The sequence below is a fragment of the Pseudomonas sp. BP01 genome (assembly GCF_022760795.1).
Lineage (GTDB): Bacteria > Pseudomonadota > Gammaproteobacteria > Pseudomonadales > Pseudomonadaceae > Aquipseudomonas > Aquipseudomonas putida_Q.
The window spans coordinates 66,396-85,764 of sequence record NZ_JAFBKA010000001.1 but is presented as its reverse complement, the minus strand read 5'-3'; the positions used below and the strand labels follow the sequence as shown (position 1 = coordinate 85,764).

At 61.9% G+C, this 19,369-nt stretch carries 17 protein-coding genes; 4 read left to right on the top strand and 13 right to left on the bottom strand.

All coding sequences use genetic code 11. The features are described 5' to 3' along the window. The first annotated feature begins 130 nt into the window (after nucleotides 1–130). Nucleotides 131–1,045, top strand: coding sequence for a DUF808 domain-containing protein (locus JOY50_RS00335; protein WP_019471477.1), 915 nt, complete (start codon nucleotides 131–133; stop codon nucleotides 1,043–1,045). Nucleotides 1,046–1,183: 138 nt separating this feature from the next. Here JOY50_RS00335 and JOY50_RS00330 read toward each other — a convergent pair whose 3' ends face one another. The 7 genes from JOY50_RS00330 to puuE all read right to left on the bottom strand — a co-directional run bounded on the left by JOY50_RS00330 (nucleotide 1,184) and on the right by puuE (nucleotide 8,181). Then, nucleotides 1,184–1,966: an outer membrane protein OmpK gene (locus tag JOY50_RS00330; protein WP_016711733.1), complete on the bottom strand. Its 783-nt coding sequence runs from the start codon at nucleotides 1,964–1,966 to the stop codon at nucleotides 1,184–1,186. Nucleotides 1,967–2,319: 353 nt separating this feature from the next. Further along, nucleotides 2,320–3,105 (bottom strand): outer membrane protein OmpK, encoded by a 786-nt coding sequence (locus JOY50_RS00325; RefSeq protein WP_243054633.1) that lies wholly within the window; start codon nucleotides 3,103–3,105, stop codon nucleotides 2,320–2,322. Between the two features lie 140 nt (nucleotides 3,106–3,245). Further along, the gene (locus tag JOY50_RS00320) at nucleotides 3,246–4,601 is read right to left on the bottom strand and encodes a nucleobase:cation symporter-2 family protein (protein WP_012273436.1); all 1,356 of its coding nucleotides are present in this window, start codon (nucleotides 4,599–4,601) and stop codon (nucleotides 3,246–3,248) included. Nucleotides 4,602–4,814: 213 nt separating this feature from the next. After that, nucleotides 4,815–6,143: a urate hydroxylase PuuD gene (locus tag JOY50_RS00315; protein ID WP_132845334.1), complete on the bottom strand. Its 1,329-nt coding sequence runs from the start codon at nucleotides 6,141–6,143 to the stop codon at nucleotides 4,815–4,817. A 43-nt stretch (nucleotides 6,144–6,186) separates the two neighbouring features. Continuing rightward, nucleotides 6,187–6,690, bottom strand: coding sequence for an ureidoglycolate lyase (locus tag JOY50_RS00310; protein ID WP_132845330.1), 504 nt, complete (start codon nucleotides 6,688–6,690; stop codon nucleotides 6,187–6,189). 49 nt (nucleotides 6,691–6,739) lie between these two features. Next, complete coding sequence (gene uraD, locus JOY50_RS00305) at nucleotides 6,740–7,255, bottom strand: 2-oxo-4-hydroxy-4-carboxy-5-ureidoimidazoline decarboxylase (protein ID WP_016488364.1); 516 nt, start codon at nucleotides 7,253–7,255, stop codon at nucleotides 6,740–6,742. Beyond that, on the bottom strand, nucleotides 7,255–8,181 hold the full coding sequence (gene puuE, locus JOY50_RS00300; RefSeq protein ID WP_132845328.1) for an allantoinase PuuE: 927 nt from the start codon (nucleotides 8,179–8,181) through the stop codon (nucleotides 7,255–7,257). Before puuE ends, uraD begins: the two co-directional genes overlap by 1 nt. Nucleotides 8,182–8,579: 398 nt before the next feature. Between puuE and uraH the strand changes: the two genes are divergently transcribed. Next, nucleotides 8,580–8,933, top strand: coding sequence for a hydroxyisourate hydrolase (gene uraH, locus JOY50_RS00295; protein WP_003254328.1), 354 nt, complete (start codon nucleotides 8,580–8,582; stop codon nucleotides 8,931–8,933). Nucleotides 8,934–8,993: 60 nt separating this feature from the next. Here the strand turns inward: uraH and JOY50_RS00290 are convergent, their stop codons facing one another. Together JOY50_RS00290 and JOY50_RS00285 are read right to left on the bottom strand one after the other, a co-directional pair. After that, complete coding sequence (locus JOY50_RS00290; RefSeq protein ID WP_132845325.1) at nucleotides 8,994–9,746, bottom strand: RHS repeat-associated core domain-containing protein; 753 nt, start codon at nucleotides 9,744–9,746, stop codon at nucleotides 8,994–8,996. A gap of 98 nt (nucleotides 9,747–9,844) precedes the next feature. Continuing rightward, on the bottom strand, nucleotides 9,845–11,194 hold the full coding sequence (locus tag JOY50_RS00285) for an NCS2 family permease (protein WP_138737466.1): 1,350 nt from the start codon (nucleotides 11,192–11,194) through the stop codon (nucleotides 9,845–9,847). A gap of 283 nt (nucleotides 11,195–11,477) precedes the next feature. Between JOY50_RS00285 and JOY50_RS00280 the strand changes: the two genes are divergently transcribed. Next, nucleotides 11,478–12,233 (top strand): GntR family transcriptional regulator, encoded by a 756-nt coding sequence (locus tag JOY50_RS00280; protein WP_012273431.1) that lies wholly within the window; start codon nucleotides 11,478–11,480, stop codon nucleotides 12,231–12,233. Nucleotides 12,234–12,384: 151 nt separating this feature from the next. Then, the gene (gene aqpZ / locus JOY50_RS00275) at nucleotides 12,385–13,083 is read left to right on the top strand and encodes an aquaporin Z (RefSeq protein ID WP_019472843.1); all 699 of its coding nucleotides are present in this window, start codon (nucleotides 12,385–12,387) and stop codon (nucleotides 13,081–13,083) included. On the opposite strand, the gene guaD is transcribed toward aqpZ, so the two are convergent. From guaD to xdhA, 4 genes are all read right to left on the bottom strand, one after another. Beyond that, complete coding sequence (gene guaD, locus JOY50_RS00270; RefSeq protein WP_043197248.1) at nucleotides 13,080–14,384, bottom strand: guanine deaminase; 1,305 nt, start codon at nucleotides 14,382–14,384, stop codon at nucleotides 13,080–13,082. The genes aqpZ and guaD overlap by 4 nt on opposite strands. 10 nt (nucleotides 14,385–14,394) lie before the next feature. Then, nucleotides 14,395–15,240 carry a xanthine dehydrogenase accessory protein XdhC gene (gene xdhC, locus JOY50_RS00265; protein ID WP_019472845.1) on the bottom strand — a complete coding sequence of 282 codons (846 nt, stop codon included), beginning with the start codon at nucleotides 15,238–15,240 and terminating at the stop codon, nucleotides 14,395–14,397. A 149-nt stretch (nucleotides 15,241–15,389) separates the two neighbouring features. Next, nucleotides 15,390–17,789 carry a xanthine dehydrogenase molybdopterin binding subunit gene (gene xdhB, locus JOY50_RS00260; protein ID WP_243054632.1) on the bottom strand — a complete coding sequence of 800 codons (2,400 nt, stop codon included), beginning with the start codon at nucleotides 17,787–17,789 and terminating at the stop codon, nucleotides 15,390–15,392. Further along, nucleotides 17,782–19,236, bottom strand: a complete 1,455-nt coding sequence (xdhA, locus tag JOY50_RS00255; RefSeq protein WP_132845319.1) for a xanthine dehydrogenase small subunit — start codon at nucleotides 19,234–19,236, stop codon at nucleotides 17,782–17,784. The genes xdhB and xdhA overlap by 8 nt, the downstream gene beginning before the upstream one ends. Between the last annotated feature and the right edge of the window lie 133 nt (nucleotides 19,237–19,369).

Sequence of the window (19,369 nt, the reverse complement as noted above, 5' to 3'; positions counted from 1 at the left end):
TCAGGGATCTTCCTCGTGTCTGGCCACCTCTAAGAGGGATCGGGCATGGTAGCACCGCGCTCGACGGGCGCTCAAGGCAGCGGCTTTGGGCTAGAATCCGTGGCACACACCTATCTGGATACAGGCAAACATGGCAGGAAGCAGTCTACTGGTACTGATCGACGACATCGCCACGGTGCTTGATGACGTCTCGCTAATGACCAAGGTGGCGGCAAAAAAAACAGCAGGTGTGCTGGGCGATGACCTGGCACTGAACGCCCAGCAGGTTACCGGTGTGCGCGCCGAGCGCGAAATACCGGTGGTGTGGGCGGTGGCCAAGGGGTCGTTCGTCAACAAGGCAATCCTGGTGCCGGCAGCGCTGCTGATCAGTGCGTTCATTCCATGGGCGGTTACGCCGTTGTTGATGATCGGTGGCGCCTACCTGTGCTTTGAAGGCTTCGAGAAGCTGGCGCACAAGTTCCTGCACAGTAAGGAAGAGGACGACGCGCAGCACAATGCCCGTAAGGAAGCCGTGGCTGACGTCAATGTCGACCTGGTGGCGTTCGAGAAAACCAAGATCAAGGGTGCGGTACGCACCGACTTCATCCTGTCGGCGGAAATCATCGCCATCACCTTGGGTACCGTGGCCGATGCGCCGCTGAGCCAGCAGATCATCGTGCTGTCGGGCATCGCCATCGTCATGACCATCGGCGTTTACGGGTTGGTGGCGGGCATCGTCAAGCTCGATGACCTGGGGTTGTGGATGACCCAAAAGGCATCGAGCCTGACCCGGGCTGTCGGCAACGGCATCCTGCGGGCTGCGCCCTACATGATGAAAAGCCTGTCGGTGATCGGCACGGCGGCCATGTTCCTGGTCGGCGGTGGAATTCTGGTGCATGGCATCGAGCCGCTGCATCATGCCATCGAGGCGTTCAGCGAGGGGCGAGGCGGGGCGTTGACCGGGGCACTGCTCAACGGCGTGGCCGGGGTGCTGGCCGGTGGCGTGGTGCTGGCGGTGGTGGCGGTTGCCGGCAAATTGTGGCGGGCGATCCGGCCTGCCACATAAGGTTGCATGGCCGGGGCTTTGCCCCGGTTCGCGGGTGAACCCGCTCCCACAGGTACCGCGTTTGCCTTGAACCCGGCGCGGACCCAGTGGGGCGGGTTTGCCCGCGAATGGGCCGCAGCACGGCACTGAGGGATCAGGTCAGAAATGAACCTTGACCAGGAAGCTCATGGTGTTCTGGTCAGTTGTAAAGGCATCGCTGTCCTTGATGCCGTACTTGTTCTTCCAGTAATCGTACTCCACACCCACGTACAACTGCTTCTCGCCCAGGTGCAGTGCCTTGCCCAGGTCATACTTGATCTGCGGGTTGAAGTGCAGGTTGGCTTGGTAGGTGCCGCGGCGGTTCTCGTCGTTGTCCACCACCCAGTCCATGAAACCGTCGATCAGCACGTCGGAATCGCCCACCGGAATGGTGTACGACCACACCGGGGTAATCTGCCACACATTGTCGCCGGCGCGGCTGCCGTCGGTGGTGCGGTTGTAGAAGTTCAGCTGGAAGTAGTCGAAGCCCGGGATGGCCAGGTCGAAGCCAGGGCCGATCAGGTACGACTCGGTGTCACCCTCGCCAAACTCGTAGGTCATCGCCAGCAGCACGTCCTTGACCGGGCCGAACTCCAGCTTCTGGTCGAAGATCTTGTTGAACGACAGGCGTGGGCTGATCTCACCGTAATAGGTGTTCGGGCCGTTGCCGGCGTCTTTCTGGCCCTGGTAGAAGATCTTGTCGACGAAGATGAAGTTGTCGCCGTACTTCCAGCCATCGGCGTGCTCGAACGTGACGGTTTGCTGGATCGCCGGGTTGACCTTGAAGTTCTTGCCCCACAGGTAGGTCAGGCTGTTGTTCTGCCATTGCAGCAGGTCGCCGCCAAAGGTGGTGCCGCAGGCCAGCAGGCCGCCGGCGAGGATCAGGCTGTTGATGGTACGCATTGCGAGTGTCGCTCCCTTGATTGATCTGTTGTCAGCGCTCGGTGATGGCGCTTTTTTTGTCTTTTGAGTCAGCTTTTTTCGGTAGGCCACAGCTGTTTGGCAAGGGTCGGGCCAACTTTTCCGGGTTGGCAAAACCTTCCTGCTCGACGTCGTTCTGAACGGATGAAAAGGGTCTTTCAGGCTGGCAACACGTTGGCCAACCGCCCGTATTCATTGACTGAGCGGTCAGTAAACGCAGGCAGAATCCGTTCTGCCCTGATCGAGGGGGCGCGCAGATTACTGGCTTGCGCGCCGCACCTCAAGTGCTCCGTCCTGGAGCGGGGTGGTTCAAACTTGTGCGTTTGGTCAGTTTCTTAGAAATGCACTTTGATCAGGGCACTGGCGACGCTCTGGTTGCTGTCCAGGTTGCCGCGGCTGTCGATGCCGTATTTGTCCTTCCAGTAGCTGTATTCAAAGCCCACGTACAGCTGCTTGGCGCCAAGGTTCAGCGCTTTGCCCAGGTCGTATTTGACCTGCGGGTTGAAGTGCAGGTTGGCGTGATAGGTGCCACGACGGGTCTGGTCGTTGTCGGTGACCCAGTCCAGGTAACCGTCGATCAGGATGTCAGACCTGCCCACAGGGATGGTGTAAGACCAGCCGGGGGTGATCTGCCACACGTTGTCACCGGGGCGGCTGCCCTCGGTGTTACGCACGTAGAAGTTGAGGGTGAAATAGTTGAAGCCGGGGATGTTCAGGTCGAAGCCGGGGCCGATCAGGTAGGCTGCGTTGTCGCCTTCGCCACGCTCGTAGGTCATGGCCAGCAACACGTCCTTGATCGGGCCGAAGGTCAGCTTCTGGTCGAAGATCTTGCCGAATGACAGGCGCGGGCTGAACTCGCCGTAGTAGGTAGTCACGCCTTTGCTGGCGTCGGCCTTGCCGTTGTAGAAGATCTTGTCGACGAACATGAAGGTGTCGCCGTACTTCCATTTGTTGGCGTGCTCGAACGTGATGGTCTGCTGGATATCAGGGTTGACCTTGAAGTCCTTGCCATACAGGTAGGTCAGGCTTTCGCCATGCCATTGCAGCCATTCGCCTGCATGCGAGGGTAGGGTGGCCAGCAGGCTGCTGCCCAACAACAGGGACGTGGTGATGCGCTTCATGTTGTGATTCCCGGACTTATTGTTTTTGTTGGCGGTTTTTTTGGCGCGCAGGCGCCCCGGGCGACCCATTCCGGCGGGTCGACGGCGTAGCGGTTACTGCAGATGTGAGTAAGGGGCGGCAATGCGCCGCCCCGTTTGGCTCAATGCTGGTGACAGGCGTCGTTGTGCACCGCGCGGTCGGCGCCACCGAGGATGTTGAACAGCACGTTCAACACCAGGGCACTGACCGTGGCCATGGCGATACCACTGTGGGTGATGGGTTCCATCCACTGCGGCATCTGGGCAAAGAACTCCGGACGCACCACGGGGATCAACCCGAAGCCGACGCTCACCGCCACCAGCAGCTGGTTGCGGCGGTCGCCGATGTCCGCCTCCTGAAGAATCTTGATCCCGGTGGCGGTGACCATGCCGAACATGGCAATGGACGCGCCGCCCAGCACAGCAGGCGGGATCGAAGCAATCAGGAAGGCCGCCTTGGGCAGCAGGCTGAGCAGGATCAGCAGTGCACCCGCCACGATGGTGACAAAGCGGCAGCGCACCCCGGTCATCTGCACCAGGCCGATGTTCTGGGCGAACGAGGAGTGGGTGAAGGTGTTGAAGAAGCCGGCAATGAACGATGCACCGGCATCGCACAGCAGGCCGCGACGCAGCATCCCTGGAGTAACTTCGCGATCGGTCACCTTGCCCAGGGCCAGGAACATGCCGGTGGACTCGACGAAGATGATCACCACCACCAGGCACATGGACAGGATCGGCGCCAGGCTGAAGGTCGGCATGCCGAAGTGCAGTGGGGTCACCACCTGCAACCACGGCGCGTCTTTCAGGCCCGACAGGTCGACCATGCCGATGGAGCCGGCCAGGATGTAGCCAAGGCCCATGCCCACCAGCACCGACACGTTGACCCAGAAACCGCGCATGAAGCGGTTGATCAACAGGATGACCGCCAGTACCAGACCGGCCACCAGCAGGTAGATCGGCGAGCCGAAGGTTTCCGCTTCATGGCCGCCACCGGCCCAGTTGACCGCCACCGGGAACAGCGACAGGCCAATCGAGGTAATCACCGTACCGGTGACCAGCGGCGGGAAGAAACGTACGACCTTGGACATGAACGGCGCGATCAGCATGCCGAAGAAACCGGCGGCGATGGTCGCCCCGAAGATCCCCTGCAGGCCTACGCCGGGCATGCCGGCCATGGCCACCATGCTGCCGACGGCAGCGAAACTGGCACCCATCATCACCGGCATGCGGATGCCCACCGGGCCGATACCGAACGATTGGATAATGGTGGCGACGCCCGCGACCAGCAGGTCGGCGTTGATCAGGAAAGCGACTTCTTCACGGGACAACCCAGCGGCCTGGCCGATGATCAACGGCACGGCAATGGCGCCACCGTACATCAGCAGAACGTGTTGCAGGCCAACCAGGATCAGTTGGAACAAGGGCAAGGGTTCGCGCGGCGGCGCAATGGGGATATACGCCTTGCGTGACTCGGACATGCAGCACCTCGAGTTTTGTTTTTATTCTCGGATCCAAGCGACAAGCTCCAAGCGGCAGGCTCTCGGTGAAGAGAGCCTGGGGTTCCCGCTTGCAGTTGAACGCTCGATGCTTGCTTGTTGCGTGAATCTTCAAGTTTGAGGCCGGGTTTACCGGCCTCTTCGCGGCGCAAGGCCGCTCCTACAGGGGACTCAGTCGCCTTGTAGGAGGGTGTTTCAGTTGACCTGGGCGCCTTTGGCGATCCAGTCGCCGACGAGCTTGCGCTCTTCGGTGGTCATCTGGGTGATGTTGCCCAGCGGCATGATCTGGCTGGCGACCGCTTGCGCCTGGATGCGCGCGGCCTGGGCCTGGATCTGCTGCGGGGTGTCGAACATCACGCCGGCAGGGGCGGCGCTGAACAGTGGGCTGGTCGGTTTGGACGAGTGGCACACGGTGCAGCGTTCCTGGATGACATTGTGGATCTTGTCGAAGTCGCCACCGCCGGCCTGGGCAGCGGCCTGGGCCGGTGCCTGCGCAGCAGCAGCCGGCGCTTCGGCAGCCTTGGCGGCGTCCTCGGCGCGCTGCTCGGCAGCGGTCTTGCCACCGACGGCAGTCGCAGGCAGCGGCTGGTACTCGACTTTCGCTGCGGCTTGCTCTGGGCTTACGGCCATCGGTTTCGGACCGGTGACGTAGGCCAGGCAGATCATCGCCAGGGCGCCGACCGGCAGGGTCCAGGCGTACTTGTTGCTGTCGTGGCGGGTGTTGAAGTAGTGGCGGATCAGAACCGCGGCTACTGCGATACCAGCCAGGATCAGCCAGTTGTACTGGCTACCGTAGGTGCTCGGGAAATGGTTGCTGATCATGATGAACAGCACCGGCAGCGTGAAGTAGTTGTTGTGACGCGAGCGCAGCAGGCCCTTGGCCGGCAGTACCGGGTCGGGCGTCTGGTTGTTCTCGATCGCCGCCACCAGCTGGCGCTGGGCCGGCATGATGATGCGGAACACGTTACCGACCATGATGGTGCCGATGATCGCGCCGGTGTGCAGGTATGCACCACGGCCGCTAAACACCAGGCTGAAGCCCCAGCAGGCGGCGATGATCAGCACGAACAGTACACCGCCGAGCAGCGCTGGCTTCTTGCCCAGGGGCGAGTCGCACAGGAAGTCGTAGATGAACCAGCCAGCGATCAGCGAGCCGATACCGATGGCCACGCCTTCGGCACCGCTCAGGGTGCTGCCAGGGGCCAGCAGGTACAGCGCCGGGTTCCAGTAGAACACCACGCACAGCAGGGCGATACCGGACATCCAGGTGAAGTAGGCTTCCCATTTGAACCAGTGCAGGTTCTCGGGCATTTTCGGGGGTGCGAGCTTGTATTTCTCCAGGTGGTAGATACCACCGCCGTGAATTGCCCAGAGATCACCCGACAACCCATCGCGCGGGTTGCTTCGGTTCAGGTGGTTCTCCAGCCAGACGAAGTAGAACGATGCACCGATCCAGGCGACACCGGTGATCATGTGAACCCAGCGAATGCTCAGGTTCAGCCATTCGTGAAGGTGTGCTTCCACAGTATGTACCTCTGCCGATCACCTAGCGATGATCGACCTTTTCTTATTGGTGGGGATTGAGGATCAGCATCTGTTCCTCGGTGAAGTAATGCTCATCGCAGTTGTTGCCAGAACCACTGCGATCAACCACCAGGAAATCATCCCGCTTTTCGATCGTGAGCACCGGGTGGTGCCAAACGCCGCGATGGTAATTGATGCCCTGCCTGCCATTACTGCGGAAGGCGCGGACCAAGCCTGATACAGGTGCATCGCCAACGGGCGCGACCACGATCAGAAAGGGGTTGCCGAGCAGCGGAATGAAAGCCTGGCTGCCCAGCGGATGGCGTTCCAGCATGCGTACGGTCAGCGGCATTTCCAGCGCGTCGGCGCGGAAGATGCTGATGATCGCCTTGTCTTCGGGCTCGGCGGTTTCGACCGTGGCGAGCTTGTGGAAGCGCATGGTCGAGCCGTTGTTGATCATGAAGTGGTCGCTGCCGTCGGTTTCGATCACGTCTCCGAACTGGGCGAAGGCTTCTTTGGTCAGGGGCTCGATCATCAGGGTGCGCATGCGGGTCTCTCTTATATGTTCGTTGTACTGAAAAAGGTTCGGCTGTCGCTTACAACTGCAGCAGGCGGAACAGGGCGATCAGGTTGATCTGCGCCAGGGCTTCCTTGAATTCGGCATCGGCATCGTTGTGGATGCGCTTTTCAAAGGCGGCGAGGATCTGGTGCCGGTTACTGCCCTTTACCGCCATGATGAACGGGAACTGGAACTTGGCCTTGTAGGCATCGTTCAGCTCGGTGAAGCGGGCGAACTCTTCGGCGGTGCACTGGTGAATACCGGCGCCTGCCTGTTCGTTGGTGCTCGATTCGGTCAGCTCGCCCTGGATGGCGGCCTTGCCGGCCAGGTCCGGGTGAGCATTGATCAGCGCCAGTTGGTCGGCGTGGTTGGCGCTGAGCAGGATGTCGCTCATGCGCTGGTGCAGCGCCTCGATCTCGTCCAGCTCGCTCAGCTGGCCCAGGTCGTAGGCTTTTTCGGCAACCCACGGCGAGTGCTCGTAGATGTCGGCGAAGGCCTCGACGAAGGCGTCACGGCTCAGGGCGGAGGGCTTGAGGGTGTTGAAGGCGGTCATCAGGCGTTCTCTTTCTTGTACGGGTGGGTGGCGTGCCAGTGGCGGGCGATATCCACGCGACGGGCGAACCAGACCTGGTCATGGCTTTTTGCGTAATCGACGAAGCGCTTGAGTGCAGCCAGGCGTGCCGGGCGGCCGACCAGGCGGCAGTGCAGGCCGATGGAGAGCATTTTCGGTGCTTCGGCGCCTTCGGCGTACAGCACATCAAAGGCGTCTTTCAGGTACTGGAAGAACTGCTCGCCGCAGTTGAAACCCTGTACCTGGGTGAAGCGCATGTCGTTGGTGTCCAGGGTGTAGGGGATCACCAGGTGCGGCTTGCCGGTGGGGTTGTTCGGCTCCCAGTAGGGCAGGTCGTCGTCGTAGGTGTCGCTGTCGTACAGGAACCCGCCTTCTTCCATCACCAGGCGGCGGGTGTTCGGGCCGGTGCGGCCGGTGTACCAGCCCACCGGGCGCTCGCCGGTGAGTTCGGTGAGGATACGGATGGCTTCGAGCATGTGCTCGCGCTCCTGGGCCTCTTCCATGTTCTGGTAGTCGATCCAGCGGTAGCCGTGGCTGCAGATCTCGTGGCCGGCTTCGGCCATGGCGCGGATCACGTCGGGGTGGCGCTGGGCGGCCATGGCCACGGCGAACACGGTCAGTGGGACGCCGCTGTCCTTGAACAGCTTCAGCAGGCGCCACACGCCAGCACGGCTGCCGTATTCGTAAAGCGACTCCATGCTCATGTTGCGCTGGCCCTGCAGCGGCTGGGCAGCGACCATCTCGGACAGGAAGGCTTCGGACTCTTTGTCACCGTGCAGGATGTTGCGTTCGCCACCTTCCTCGTAATTGAGGACGAAAGACAGCGCGATGCGAGCGTTGCCCGGCCATTGCGGGTGAGGAGGGTTGTTGCCGTAACCGATCAGGTCGCGAGGGTAGTCAGCGCTCACTGCAGTCTTCCTTCTTGTGCGTTAGTGCGGGTGGTGGGCGGGCCGCGTCGGTATGTCGCACCACCGGATGGGCTGATTGTATACAACTTCTGAAATCTTTTGTAAGCCTGTTTTTCCGCATTTCTTCCCTTTTGTCGCCTGGCGCCGACCTGGAAACACAGTGCAAGAAACCTGCCTGATTGGTCAGCTAATGACGTTGGCCTCGTTACCGTGCCTGTATTTGCGACCGATGGGTCGTTTAAGGGCAAGAAACGCTGGGTGCGACGGATGGGTTCAAAAAATTGTGTACAATCTGGCAATGGAATGTCTTAATGGCGTCATTCCCGCCTGCCCCAGGCGCTATGCTGGTGCGATGGCTGAGTATTTTTTGCCCACAGATTGAACAAGAGGCGACACGCATGGGACGTTTGACCACACACGTACTGGATGCCGCGCATGGCTGCCCGGGCAGCTCGATCAAGGTCGAGCTGTACCGCGTCGAAGGCCAGCAGCTGGAGCTGGTGAATACCGCCCTGACCAACAGCGATGGCCGCGTCGACGCGCCGCTGCTGCAGGGTGACGACTACCGCACCGGTGTTTACCAGTTGCAGTTCAGCGCGGGTGATTACTACCGCGCCCGTGGCGTGCAGTTGCCGGCCCAGGCGTTTCTGGATGTTGTTGTGCTGCGCTTTGGCATCGACGAGTCGCAGGAGCACTACCACGTGCCGCTGCTGATCTCGCCGTACAGCTATTCGACCTATCGTGGAAGCTAGTTGGTCGCTAGAAGAATCTTCGTAGGTCCTTTGGCCCGCTCTCACACTGGCGGGCTTTTTTTATTGTCGGACGGCGCTGACTGACAACTGGAAGATCGCTCCCGTTTTGTAGTCCTTTTGGTCCAGCACTCCTGAAATGAACGTGGCGGAACCATTGAACAAGGCCCCGGTCGCAGCGGCTGGGTCTCCGGTCTGCGCAAGCTGCAGCGCCCAGCCTGCGGTGCTGTGAAGATGCAGGGTGGTATTACTCTCGTCTGACCAGGTTGCTTTTGTGTAGTAGTGAGCTTGTTGTGGTGAGAGCGCGCCGTCACCGTGTGTGCCCAGATTGAAGTTGACCCCGTTCACCGCATTGTTAAAAGGCCTGTCAGCCTTGCTTGCGTTTTTAAAAAGGTTGTATCTGGGCTCGGGGAAGTCTCCAGGCTGTAGCGGGCCGCGAGTGAGTGCCCGCATGCTGGTGGCCCCGACCCCACTGATGAAGTCACGATTTTTTTCTGCAGCCCATGTCGCCCCACCCACCGCCAGCAGCTTGGCCCCCCTTCTGACTACTGTAGGGTACCTGCCGCTCGGATCTGCTCGATTGACCGGGTCTGCCTTGCAGTAGGTATAGCTGTTCAACCCGCCCATGCCGAAAGGGCTCAGCTTGTCTGGGATATGGAACCTCATCAGCGTTGGGCTGAACATGCGGTGCCCGTTACCCAGTGAGTAAAGGCCGCCGAGCGCATCTTGAAACTCGCCGTTGAAGCCCAGCTGGCTTTGGCGGGACTTACTGTAACCATAGGGGGTATAGACGGGTGTCGGAGGAGCTTTGAGCATTGCGCCATCTCCAGCAATTGCCGCAGTAAGGTCCTTGAGAAGTTTCTGCCAATTCGTTGAACGCCACACCTGACAGAAATATCAGGTGTGGCGGGTAATCAGAGGAACACGAACTTGGCAATGAAGATCGCGCACAGCACCCACAGGCTGGCGGAGATTTCCTTGTATTTGCCAGTACCCGCCTTCAATGCCACATAGCTGATGAAGCCCAGGGCGATACCGTCCGCCACCGAGAAGGTCAGCGGCATCATGATCACCGTGACAATTGCCGGAATGCTGTCGGTGGCTTCATCCCAATGGATGTGCGCCATGCTGCCCATCATCAGCATCGCCACGTAGATCAGCGCACCCGCTGTCGCGTAGGCCGGAATCATCCCGGCCAGCGGCGCGAAGAACATCGCGGCGATGAACAGCAGGCCGACCACCACAGCCGTGAGGCCAGTACGGCCACCTGCGGCAACACCGGCAGCACTCTCCACATAGCTGGTCACCGGCGGTACCCCAACCACCGCACCGAACACACTCGAAGCACTGTCCGCCTTCAGCGCCTTCGACAGGTTCTCGATACGCCCGTCCGGCGCCACCAGGTTGGCCCGCTGCGCCACGCCCATCAGCGTGCCAGCTGTGTCGAACATGTGCACGAACAGAAACGCCAGCACCACGCTGATCATGCTGACGTTGAACACCCCGGCCACGTCCATGGCCATCCAGGTCGGTGCCAGGCTCGGCGGCATCGACATCACCCCGCCAAACTTGACCAGGCCCAGGCCCCAGCCCGCCATGGTGACGCCGATGATGCTGATCAGGATCGCGCCGAACACCCGCTTGTAGCTAAGGATGGCGATCAGCAGGAAGCAGATTGCCGCCAGCAGCGGCCCCGGCTCATGCAGCGAGCCCAGCTTGATCAGGGTGGCGGGGCTGTCGACGATAATGCCTGCCGTTTTCAGGCCGATCAGCCCGAGAAACAATCCGACGCCGGCCCCCATGGCATGGCGCAGGCTCACCGGGATGCTGTTCAGCAACCATTCGCGCACTTTCGACAAGGTCAGGAACATGAACAGCACGCCCGAGACGAACACCGCCCCCAGCGCCGTTTCCCAGTTGTAGCCCATGGTGCCGACCACGGTGTAGGTGAAGAAGGCGTTCAGCCCCATGCCCGGTGCCAGGCCCACCGGCCAGTTGGCGTACAGGCCCATCAGCAGGCAGCCCAGGGCGGCGGCGATGCAGGTGGCGACAAAGGCGGCACCATGGTCGATGCCGGCGTCAGCCATGATGTTGGGGTTGACGAAGATGATGTAGGCCATGGTGATGAAGGTGGTCACCCCGGCGATCATTTCGGTTTTGACGGTGCTGCCGTGTTGCTTGAGTTTGAAAATCCGCTCCAGCCAGCTTGTTTCGAGCGGTGGGGCGAGATCCAGCGTAGGGGCTTCGGATTTGCGGCTTTCCACAGCAGGTACTCCTCAAGTCTTTCTTGTTGTTATGGAGCCAGTTTTCTGCGCAATGCACTTGGCGGCTCCGCGAGGGAAGGCATACGTCTGACCGTTTTATTGACTCGCGAGTCAAGAAGTTGCTCGGTGGATTATGCTTTTGTGTACAAAGAATGCAAATAATGTTTTATGTTTTGTGTGCGCAATGCGTCGTACAACGGCTATATAGGTAAAACGCCCCCTGCGGAATCGCCTCAGCCTGTGTACAATGGCGCCATACTTTCTCTTCGTGCCTCGAGAGCCCATGAACGAACAGCTGCAACCTCTGAAGAAACCTGCACGTGTCGGCAAGGCCGGCCGCAGTGGTACCCAGGACGACATCGTCTACGCGCACATTTTCGAGGCGATCCTCGAGCAGCGCCTGGCGCCGGGCACCAAGTTGAGCGAGGAAGCGCTGGGCGAAATCTTCGGCGTCAGCCGCACCATCATCCGCCGCGCCCTGTCGCGCCTGGCCCACGAAAGCGTGGTGCTGCTGCGGCCGAACCGCGGTGCAGTGGTGGCCAGCCCGACGGTAGAAGAGGCGCGCCAGGTGTTCTTCTCGCGGCGCATGGTGGAGCGGGCCATTACCGAACTGGCCGTGCAGCACGCCACCCTGGATCAGCTCAACGAACTGCGGCAGATGGTGCGCGAAGAGCGCGACAGCTTTTCGCGCGGTGACCGCGGTGCCGGCATCCGTCTTTCCGGCGAGTTCCACCTCAAGCTGGCCGAAGCGGCGGGCAATGCGCCGCTGGTGAGCTTCCAGCGCAGCCTGGTGTCGCAGACTTCGCTGATCATTGCCCAGTACGAAAGCGGCAACCGCTCGCATTGCTCGTATGACGAGCACATGCAGCTGATCGATGCCATCGAGGCGCGTGATGCCGAGCAGGCCGTGAGCCTGATGATGCACCACATGGACCACATCGACAGCAAGCTGAACCTGGACGAGGAGAGCGCCTCGGACGATCTGCATGCAGTGTTCTCGCATTTGCTGAAAAAGCCCAAGGTTTCCGCCAAGGGTTGATCGTTTGCCCAGGTGATTGAAGGGGGCTGCAAAGCAGCCCCCAGTCATTTCTGGCCATCAGCCAAAGGTCTGCTAAATTCTTGTGAGCAAACCTTCATCAAGCAGTTGGGCTTGCGCATTCGTTGCGTTCAACTTCTTGAGGAATGGATTCATGAGCATGTCCCTCGGTAAACGCATGGGTGCCGAACTGATCGGCACTTTCTGGCTGGTCCTTGGTGGCTGTGGCAGTGCGGTCCTCGCAGCCAGTTCCCCTCTCGGCATCGGTGTGCTCGGTGTCGCTTTCGCTTTCGGCCTCACCGTACTGACCATGGCGTTTGCCATCGGCCATATCTCTGGTTGCCATCTGAACCCCGCCGTATCGTTCGGGCTGGTGGTGGGCGGGCGTTTTCCGGCCAAAGAGCTGCTGCCCTACGTGATCGCGCAAGTGATTGGCGCCATTCTGGCTGCGGGTGTGATCTACCTCATCGCCAGCGGCAAGGCCGGTTTCGAGTTGTCTTCGGGGCTGGCTTCAAACGGCTACGCCGACCACTCGCCCGGTGGCTATACGCTGGGTGCGGGCTTCATCAGTGAAGTGGTGATGACGGCGATGTTCCTGGTAGTGATCATGGGTGCGACCGATTCGCGGGCCCCGGCGGGCTTTGCACCGATCGCCATCGGCCTGGCCCTGACCCTGATCCACCTGATCTCGATCCCGGTAACCAATACCTCGGTCAACCCCGCGCGTAGCACGGGGCCGGCCCTGTTCGTTGGTGGCTGGGCCCTGCAGCAACTGTGGCTGTTCTGGGTGGCGCCGCTGATAGGTGCTGCAATCGGCGGCGCGCTTTACCGGGGCCTGGCAAAAGAGCCTTAGCGCTGGTGCACGCAGCGCCCTGCAGCGTAGGTTTCACGCACAGTGCGGTCGTCGCCCAGGGTGGTGAGCACGAACAGGGTCTCTTCGATGCTGTTGGACTGCTGAATGCGGTAGTCCAGCAGCGGCGTGGCCTTGTAGTCCAGCACCACGAAGTCGGCATCGTTGCCCGGGCGCAGGCTACCGATGCGGTCGTCCAGGCGTAGCGCGCGGGCGCCGCCAAGGGTAGCCAGGTACAGCGACTTGTACGGGTGCAGTCGCGCGCCTTGCAGCTGCATCACCTTGTACGCTTCGTTCAGGGTGTTGAGCAGCGAGAAGCTGGTGCCGGCGCCGACGTCGGTACCCAGGCCCACGTTGACCTTGAAGCGCTCGGCCTGGGGCAGGTTGAACAGGCCGCTGCCGAGGAACAGGTTGGAGGTGGGGCAGAAGGCCACGGCCGAGCCGGTTTCGGCCAGGCGCTGGCATTCGTCGTCGCACAGGTGCACGCCGTGGGCAAACACCGAGCGCTCGCCCAGCAACTCGAAGTGGTCGTACACGTCCAGGTAACCCTTCTGCTCGGGGAACAGCGACTTGACCCAGTCGATTTCCTTGAGGTTTTCCGACAGGTGCGTGTGCATGTACACGCCAGGGTGTTCCTTGAGCAACTGGCCGGCCAGGGTCAGCTGTTCTGGCGTACTGGTCGGGGCGAAGCGTGGGGTAACCGCGTAGTGCAGGCGGCCCTTGCCATGCCAGCGCTCGATCAGCGCCTTGCTTTCGGCGTAGCCGGACTCGGCGGTGTCGGTCAGGTAGTCCGGGGCATTGCGGTCCATCATCACCTTGCCGGCGATCAGGCGCAGGTCCAGGCGCTCGGCCTCTTCGAACAGGGCGTTGACCGATTCCGGGTGCACGCTGCCGAACACCAGTGCGGTGGTGGTGCCGTTGCGCAGCAGTTCCTTGAGGAAGATCTTTGCCACCTGGTCGGCGTGGGCTTTATCGGCGAACTGTTTTTCGCAGGGGAAGGTGTAGGTGTTCAGCCAGTCCAGCAGTTGCTCGCCGTAGGAGCCGATCATGCCGGTCTGCGGGAAATGGATATGGGTGTCGATAAAACCCGGGGTGATCAGCGCGTCTTGGTAGTGCTCCACCGGGATGCCGGCGTCCAGGGTCGGCAGCAGGTCGCTGGCGTGGCCAATGGCGCTGATGCGGCCATCGTCGACCACCAGCAGGCCGTCTTCGAAATACTCATGGGAAGCCTCCAGGCCCACCTCGGCCGGGTCGGCGATGCTGTGCAGGATGGCGGCACGGTAGGCTTTGCGGGTAACGGTCATAACACACTCGTCAAATAGCTTGGCTGCGCCGGGAGGGCGGCAGCAACTGGGCAATGGGGCCGGCATTGGCCGCAGCGTCGTGCTGGCCGAAGCAGGCGTTGTAGGTGGCGATGATTTCGCCGGCGATGGACACGGCGATCTCGATGGGCAGCTTGCCCTTTACCTCTGGCAGGCCCATCGGGCAGCGCATGCGTGCCAGCACGGCATCGTCGTAGCCGCGCTCGCGCAGGCGGTGCTCGAACTTGACCCGTTTGGTCTTCGAGCCGATCAGGCCGAACCAGGTGAAATCGTTGCGCTTGAGAATGGCGGCGGTCAGCTCCAGGTCGAGCTGGTGGTTGTGGGTCATGACGATGCAGTAGCAGCCTGGCGGCAGGCCCGCGACTTCGTCGACCGGTTCCTCACTGACGACCTTGGTCACCCCGTTGGGGATGAGCTCGGGGAATTCCTGTTCACGCGAATCGATCCAGCGCACCCGGCAGGGCAGCGCGGCGAGCAAGGGTACCAGAGCCCGGCCGACATGGCCCGCGCCGAACACGGCGATCTGCGCCTGCACGGCGGCCATGGGCTCGAACAGCAGCACGGTCACGCCGCCGCAGCACTGGCCGAGGCTGGCGCCGAGGCTGAAGCGCTCCAGGTGCGGGGTGGTGCGCTGCTCTTCAAGCATTTGCCGGGCGATGTGCAGGGCCTTGTATTCCAGGTGGCCGCCGCCGATGGTGTCGAACAGGCCACTGGCGCTGACCACCATCTTCGAGCCAGCGTTGCGCGGGGTCGAGCCGCGCTCCTCGATGATGGTCACCAGCACGCAGGCTTCGCCACGGGACTGGTGGTCGGCGAGGGCGTTGATCCATTGGTGCATGATGCAGATCCTCATTCCAGGTGGCCTGTTGGGGCCCTATCGCCGGCAAGCCGGGCTCCCACAAATACAGCACAGAGCTTGCCAGCGGTGCAGCACCTGTGGGAGCCCGGCTTGCCGGCGATAGGGCCCGAACAGGCGCCCACCCAACCTCAGTGAGTGACAGTTTCCAGTTGCGGTTCTACAGGCTGAGTGGCAGCCACCGCCTTGCGCATCTGTTCACAGCCCCACAGCACCCGCTCCGGTGTCGCGGGCGCGTCGATGTTCGGCTGCACGCGATAATCGGCCAGGCTGGCCACGGCATCCTTGATCGCACACCAGGCCGCAATGCCGAGCATGAACGGCGGCTCGCCCACGGCCTTGGAATGGAACACGGTGTCTTCCGGGTTCTTGCGGTTTTCCACCAGCTTCACCCGCAGGTCCAGCGGCATGTCGGCCACTGCCGGGATCTTGTAGCTGGCCGGGCCGTTGGTCATCAGTTTGCCCTTGGCGTTCCACACCAGTTCTTCGGTGGTCAGCCAGCCCATGCCCTGGATGAAACCGCCTTCCACCTGGCCGATGTCGATGGCCGGGTTAAGCGAGTCGCCCACGTCGTGCAGGATGTCGGCACGCAGCATCTTGTACTCGCCGGTCAAGGTATCCACGATCACTTCCACGCAGGCAGCGCCGAAGGCGTAGTAGTAGAACGGCCGGCCGCGTGCCTGGCTGCGATCGTAGAAGATCTTCGGCGTGCGGTAGAACCCGGTGCTGGACAGCGACACCTGGGCGAAGTAGGCCTGCTGCACCAGTTGCTCGAAGCTGACGATCTGGTCGCGCACGCGCACATGGCCGTTGCGGAACTCGACGTCCTCCTCGGTCACCTGATAGTGCCGTGCGGCGAACTCGGTCAGGCGCCGCTTGAGGATTTCGGCCGCGTTCTGCGCCGCCTTGCCGTTCAGGTCGGCGCCGCTGGAGGCAGCGGTCGGCGAGGTGTTGGGCACCTTGTCGGTGTTGGTGGCGGTGATCTGGATACGGCTGAAATCCACCTGGAAGATCTGCGCCACCACCTGTGCCACCTTGGTGTTCAGGCCCTGGCCCATCTCGGTGCCGCCGTGGTTCAGGTGAATGCTGCCATCGGTGTAGATGTGGATCAGCGCACCGGCCTGGTTGAGGAAGGTGGCGGTGAACGAAATGCCGAACTTGACCGGCGTCAGCGCCAGGCCCTTTTTCAGCACCGGGCTGTTGGCGTTGAAGCGGCGGATCGACTCGCGGCGCTCGGCGTAGTCGCTGCTGGCTTCCAGGTCGGCGGTCATCTCTTCGAGCATGTTGTGCTCGACGGTCTGGTAGTAGTGGGTGACGTTACGCTCGGTTTTGCCGTAGTAGTTGGCCTTGCGCACGGCCAGCGGGTCACGGCCCAGGTGGCGGGCGATATGGTCCATCACCTGCTCGATGGCGACCATGCCCTGCGGGCCGCCAAAGCCGCGGTAGGCGGTGTTGGAGGCGGTGTTGGTCTTGCAGCGGTGGCCATGCACGGTGGCATCGCCCAGGTAGTAAGCGTTGTCGGAGTGGAACATGGCGCGGTCAACGATGGAACCGGACAGGTCGGGCGAGTAGCCGCAGTTGCCGGCCAGGTCGAAATTGATGCCGTGCAAGCGGCCGTTGTCATCAAAGCCTACATCGTATTCAACGTAGAACGGGTGGCGCTTGCCGGTCATGGTCATGTCTTCGACGCGAGGCAGGCGCATCTTGGTGGGCTGGCCGGTCAGGCGCGCCACCACCGCACACAGGCAGGCCGGGCTGGCGGCCTGGGTTTCCTTGCCACCAAAGCCGCCACCCATGCGGCGCATGTCCAGCACCACCTTGTTCATCGGCACGTCGAGCACTTCGGCGACCAGCTTCTGCACTTCGGTGGGGTTCTGCGTGGAGCAGTAGACGATCATGCCGCCGTCTTCCGTGGGCATCACCGAGGAAATCTGCGTTTCCAGGTAGAAGTGTTCCTGGCCGCCAATGTGCAGCGTGCCCTGAATGCGGTGCGGGGCGCTGGCCAGGGCGGTAGCGGAGTCGCCGCGCTGGTGGGTGTGGCTGTCGAGTACGAAGTGCTTTTTGCGCAGCGCATCGACCACATCCAGCACCGGTTCAAGGTCTTCGTATTCGACGATGGCGGCCATGGCCGCACGGCGTGCGGTTTCTAGGTCACGGGCGGCCACGGCAAGCACGGGCTGGCCGAAGAACTCGACCTTGTCGATGGCCAGCAGCGGGTCGCCGGCCACCACCGGGCCGATGTCTTTCAGGCCGGGAATGTCTTCGTGGGTGATGGCAATACGCACACCCTCGAAGGCATAGCACGGCGTGGTGTCGAGGCGCAGGATGCGCGCATGGGCGCGGTCGGCGGTGCGCGCATAGACGTGCAGCTGGTTGGGGAATTCCAGGCGGTCGTCGATGTACAGCGCCTCGCCGGATACATGCTTGTCGGCGCTGTCATGCTTGACGCTGCGGCCCACCCCGGTGGTGAGGTCCTGGCTGAACAGCTCGGCCATCTCGGCCTGGCTCTTGGCTACGTGATGGTTAGACATAAGCGGTCACCCGGGTTTCGATGTGCGGCGTTTGCTGTTCGATGAAGTACTTGCGCAGCAGGTTCTGCGCGGTCAGCAGGCGGTATTCCTTGCTGGCGCGGAAGTCGCTCAGCGGGGTGAAGTCTTCGGCCAGGGCCTGGCAGGCACGCTCGATGGCGGCCTGGTTCCACGGCTTGCCGCGCAGTGCCGCTTCGCAGGCGCGGGCCCGCTTAGGGATGGCCGCCATGCCGCCAAAGGCGATGCGCACACCGCTGACCACGCCGTTTTCGATGCTGAGGTTGAAGGCCGCGCACACGGCAGAAATATCGTCGTCCAGGCGCTTGGACACTTTGTAGGCGCGGAACGCCCAGTCACTGGTGGCGCGCGGCACGATGATCTTCTCGATGAACTCGCTGTCCTGGCGGGCAGTGATGCGGTAGTCGATGAAGTAGTCTTCCAGTGCCAGGGTGCGCTGGCGCTCGCCTTGGCGCAGCACGATCTGCGCGTCCAGGGCAATCAGCAGGGGCGGCGAATCGCCGATGGGCGAGGCGTTGCCGATATTGCCGCCCAGGGTGCCCTGGTTGCGAATCTGCAGCGAGGCGAAGCGGTGCAGCAGGTCGCCGAAGTCTGGGTATTCCTCGTGGAGTGCGCCGTAGCAGTCGGTGAGCGGGGTGGCAGCGCCGATTTCCAGGTGGCTGGCGGTTTTTTCGATGCGTTTGAGCTCGGCCACGTGGCCGACATAGATCATCACCGGCAAGGTCTTGTGGAACTGGGTCACTTCCAGGGCCAGGTCGGTACCGCCGGCCAGCAGGCGGGCTTCGGGGTGCGAACTGTAAAGGTCGGCCAGGTCCGCCACGGTCAGCGGCACCAGGCAACGCTTGTCGCCGCTGTTCAGCTCGCCCGTCTGGGTCGGCGTAATGGCCTTCAGGCGGCTGATGGTTTGCGCCTGCTGGGCATCGAACTGGTCGCGGCAGGGCTGGCGGCAGCTCTGCTCGGCGGCGTCGAGGATCGGGCGGTAGCCGGTGCAGCGGCACAGGTTGCCGGCCAGGGCTTCCTGGGCCTGGTGCAGGTCGGGGCCGCTGCTGTTCTTTTGCAGGGCGAACAACGACATGACAAAGCCTGGGGTGCAGAAGCCGCATTGCGAGCCATGGCAATCGGCCATGGCCTGTTGCACGCTGTGCAGTTGGCCCTGATGCTTGAGGCCCTCGACGCTGATCAGTTGCTTGCCGTGCAGCGACGAAACAAAAGTGAGGCACGAGTTGAGGCTGCGGTAGCGCAGGCTGTCGTTGCCTTGTTCGTCCTGGGTCAATTCGCCGACGACCACGGTGCAGGCGCCGCAGTCACCACTGGCGCAGCCCTCCTTGGTGCCGGGTTTGCCCAGGTGCTCGCGCAGGTACTGCAGCACCGTCATGTTCGGGTCCAGGGCGTGCTCATTACGCAGCTCCTGGTTGACGAGAAACTGGATCACGGGGATAGCCTCGCAATGGTTTTATTGTTGTTGGGCGGACTCTAAGCAACAGCTGTCCAGCAGGTCAATATTTTTCTGACTCAAAGGTCAAGAAATTGATCATGCCACCGCCCGGCCGCACACATTGCCCATA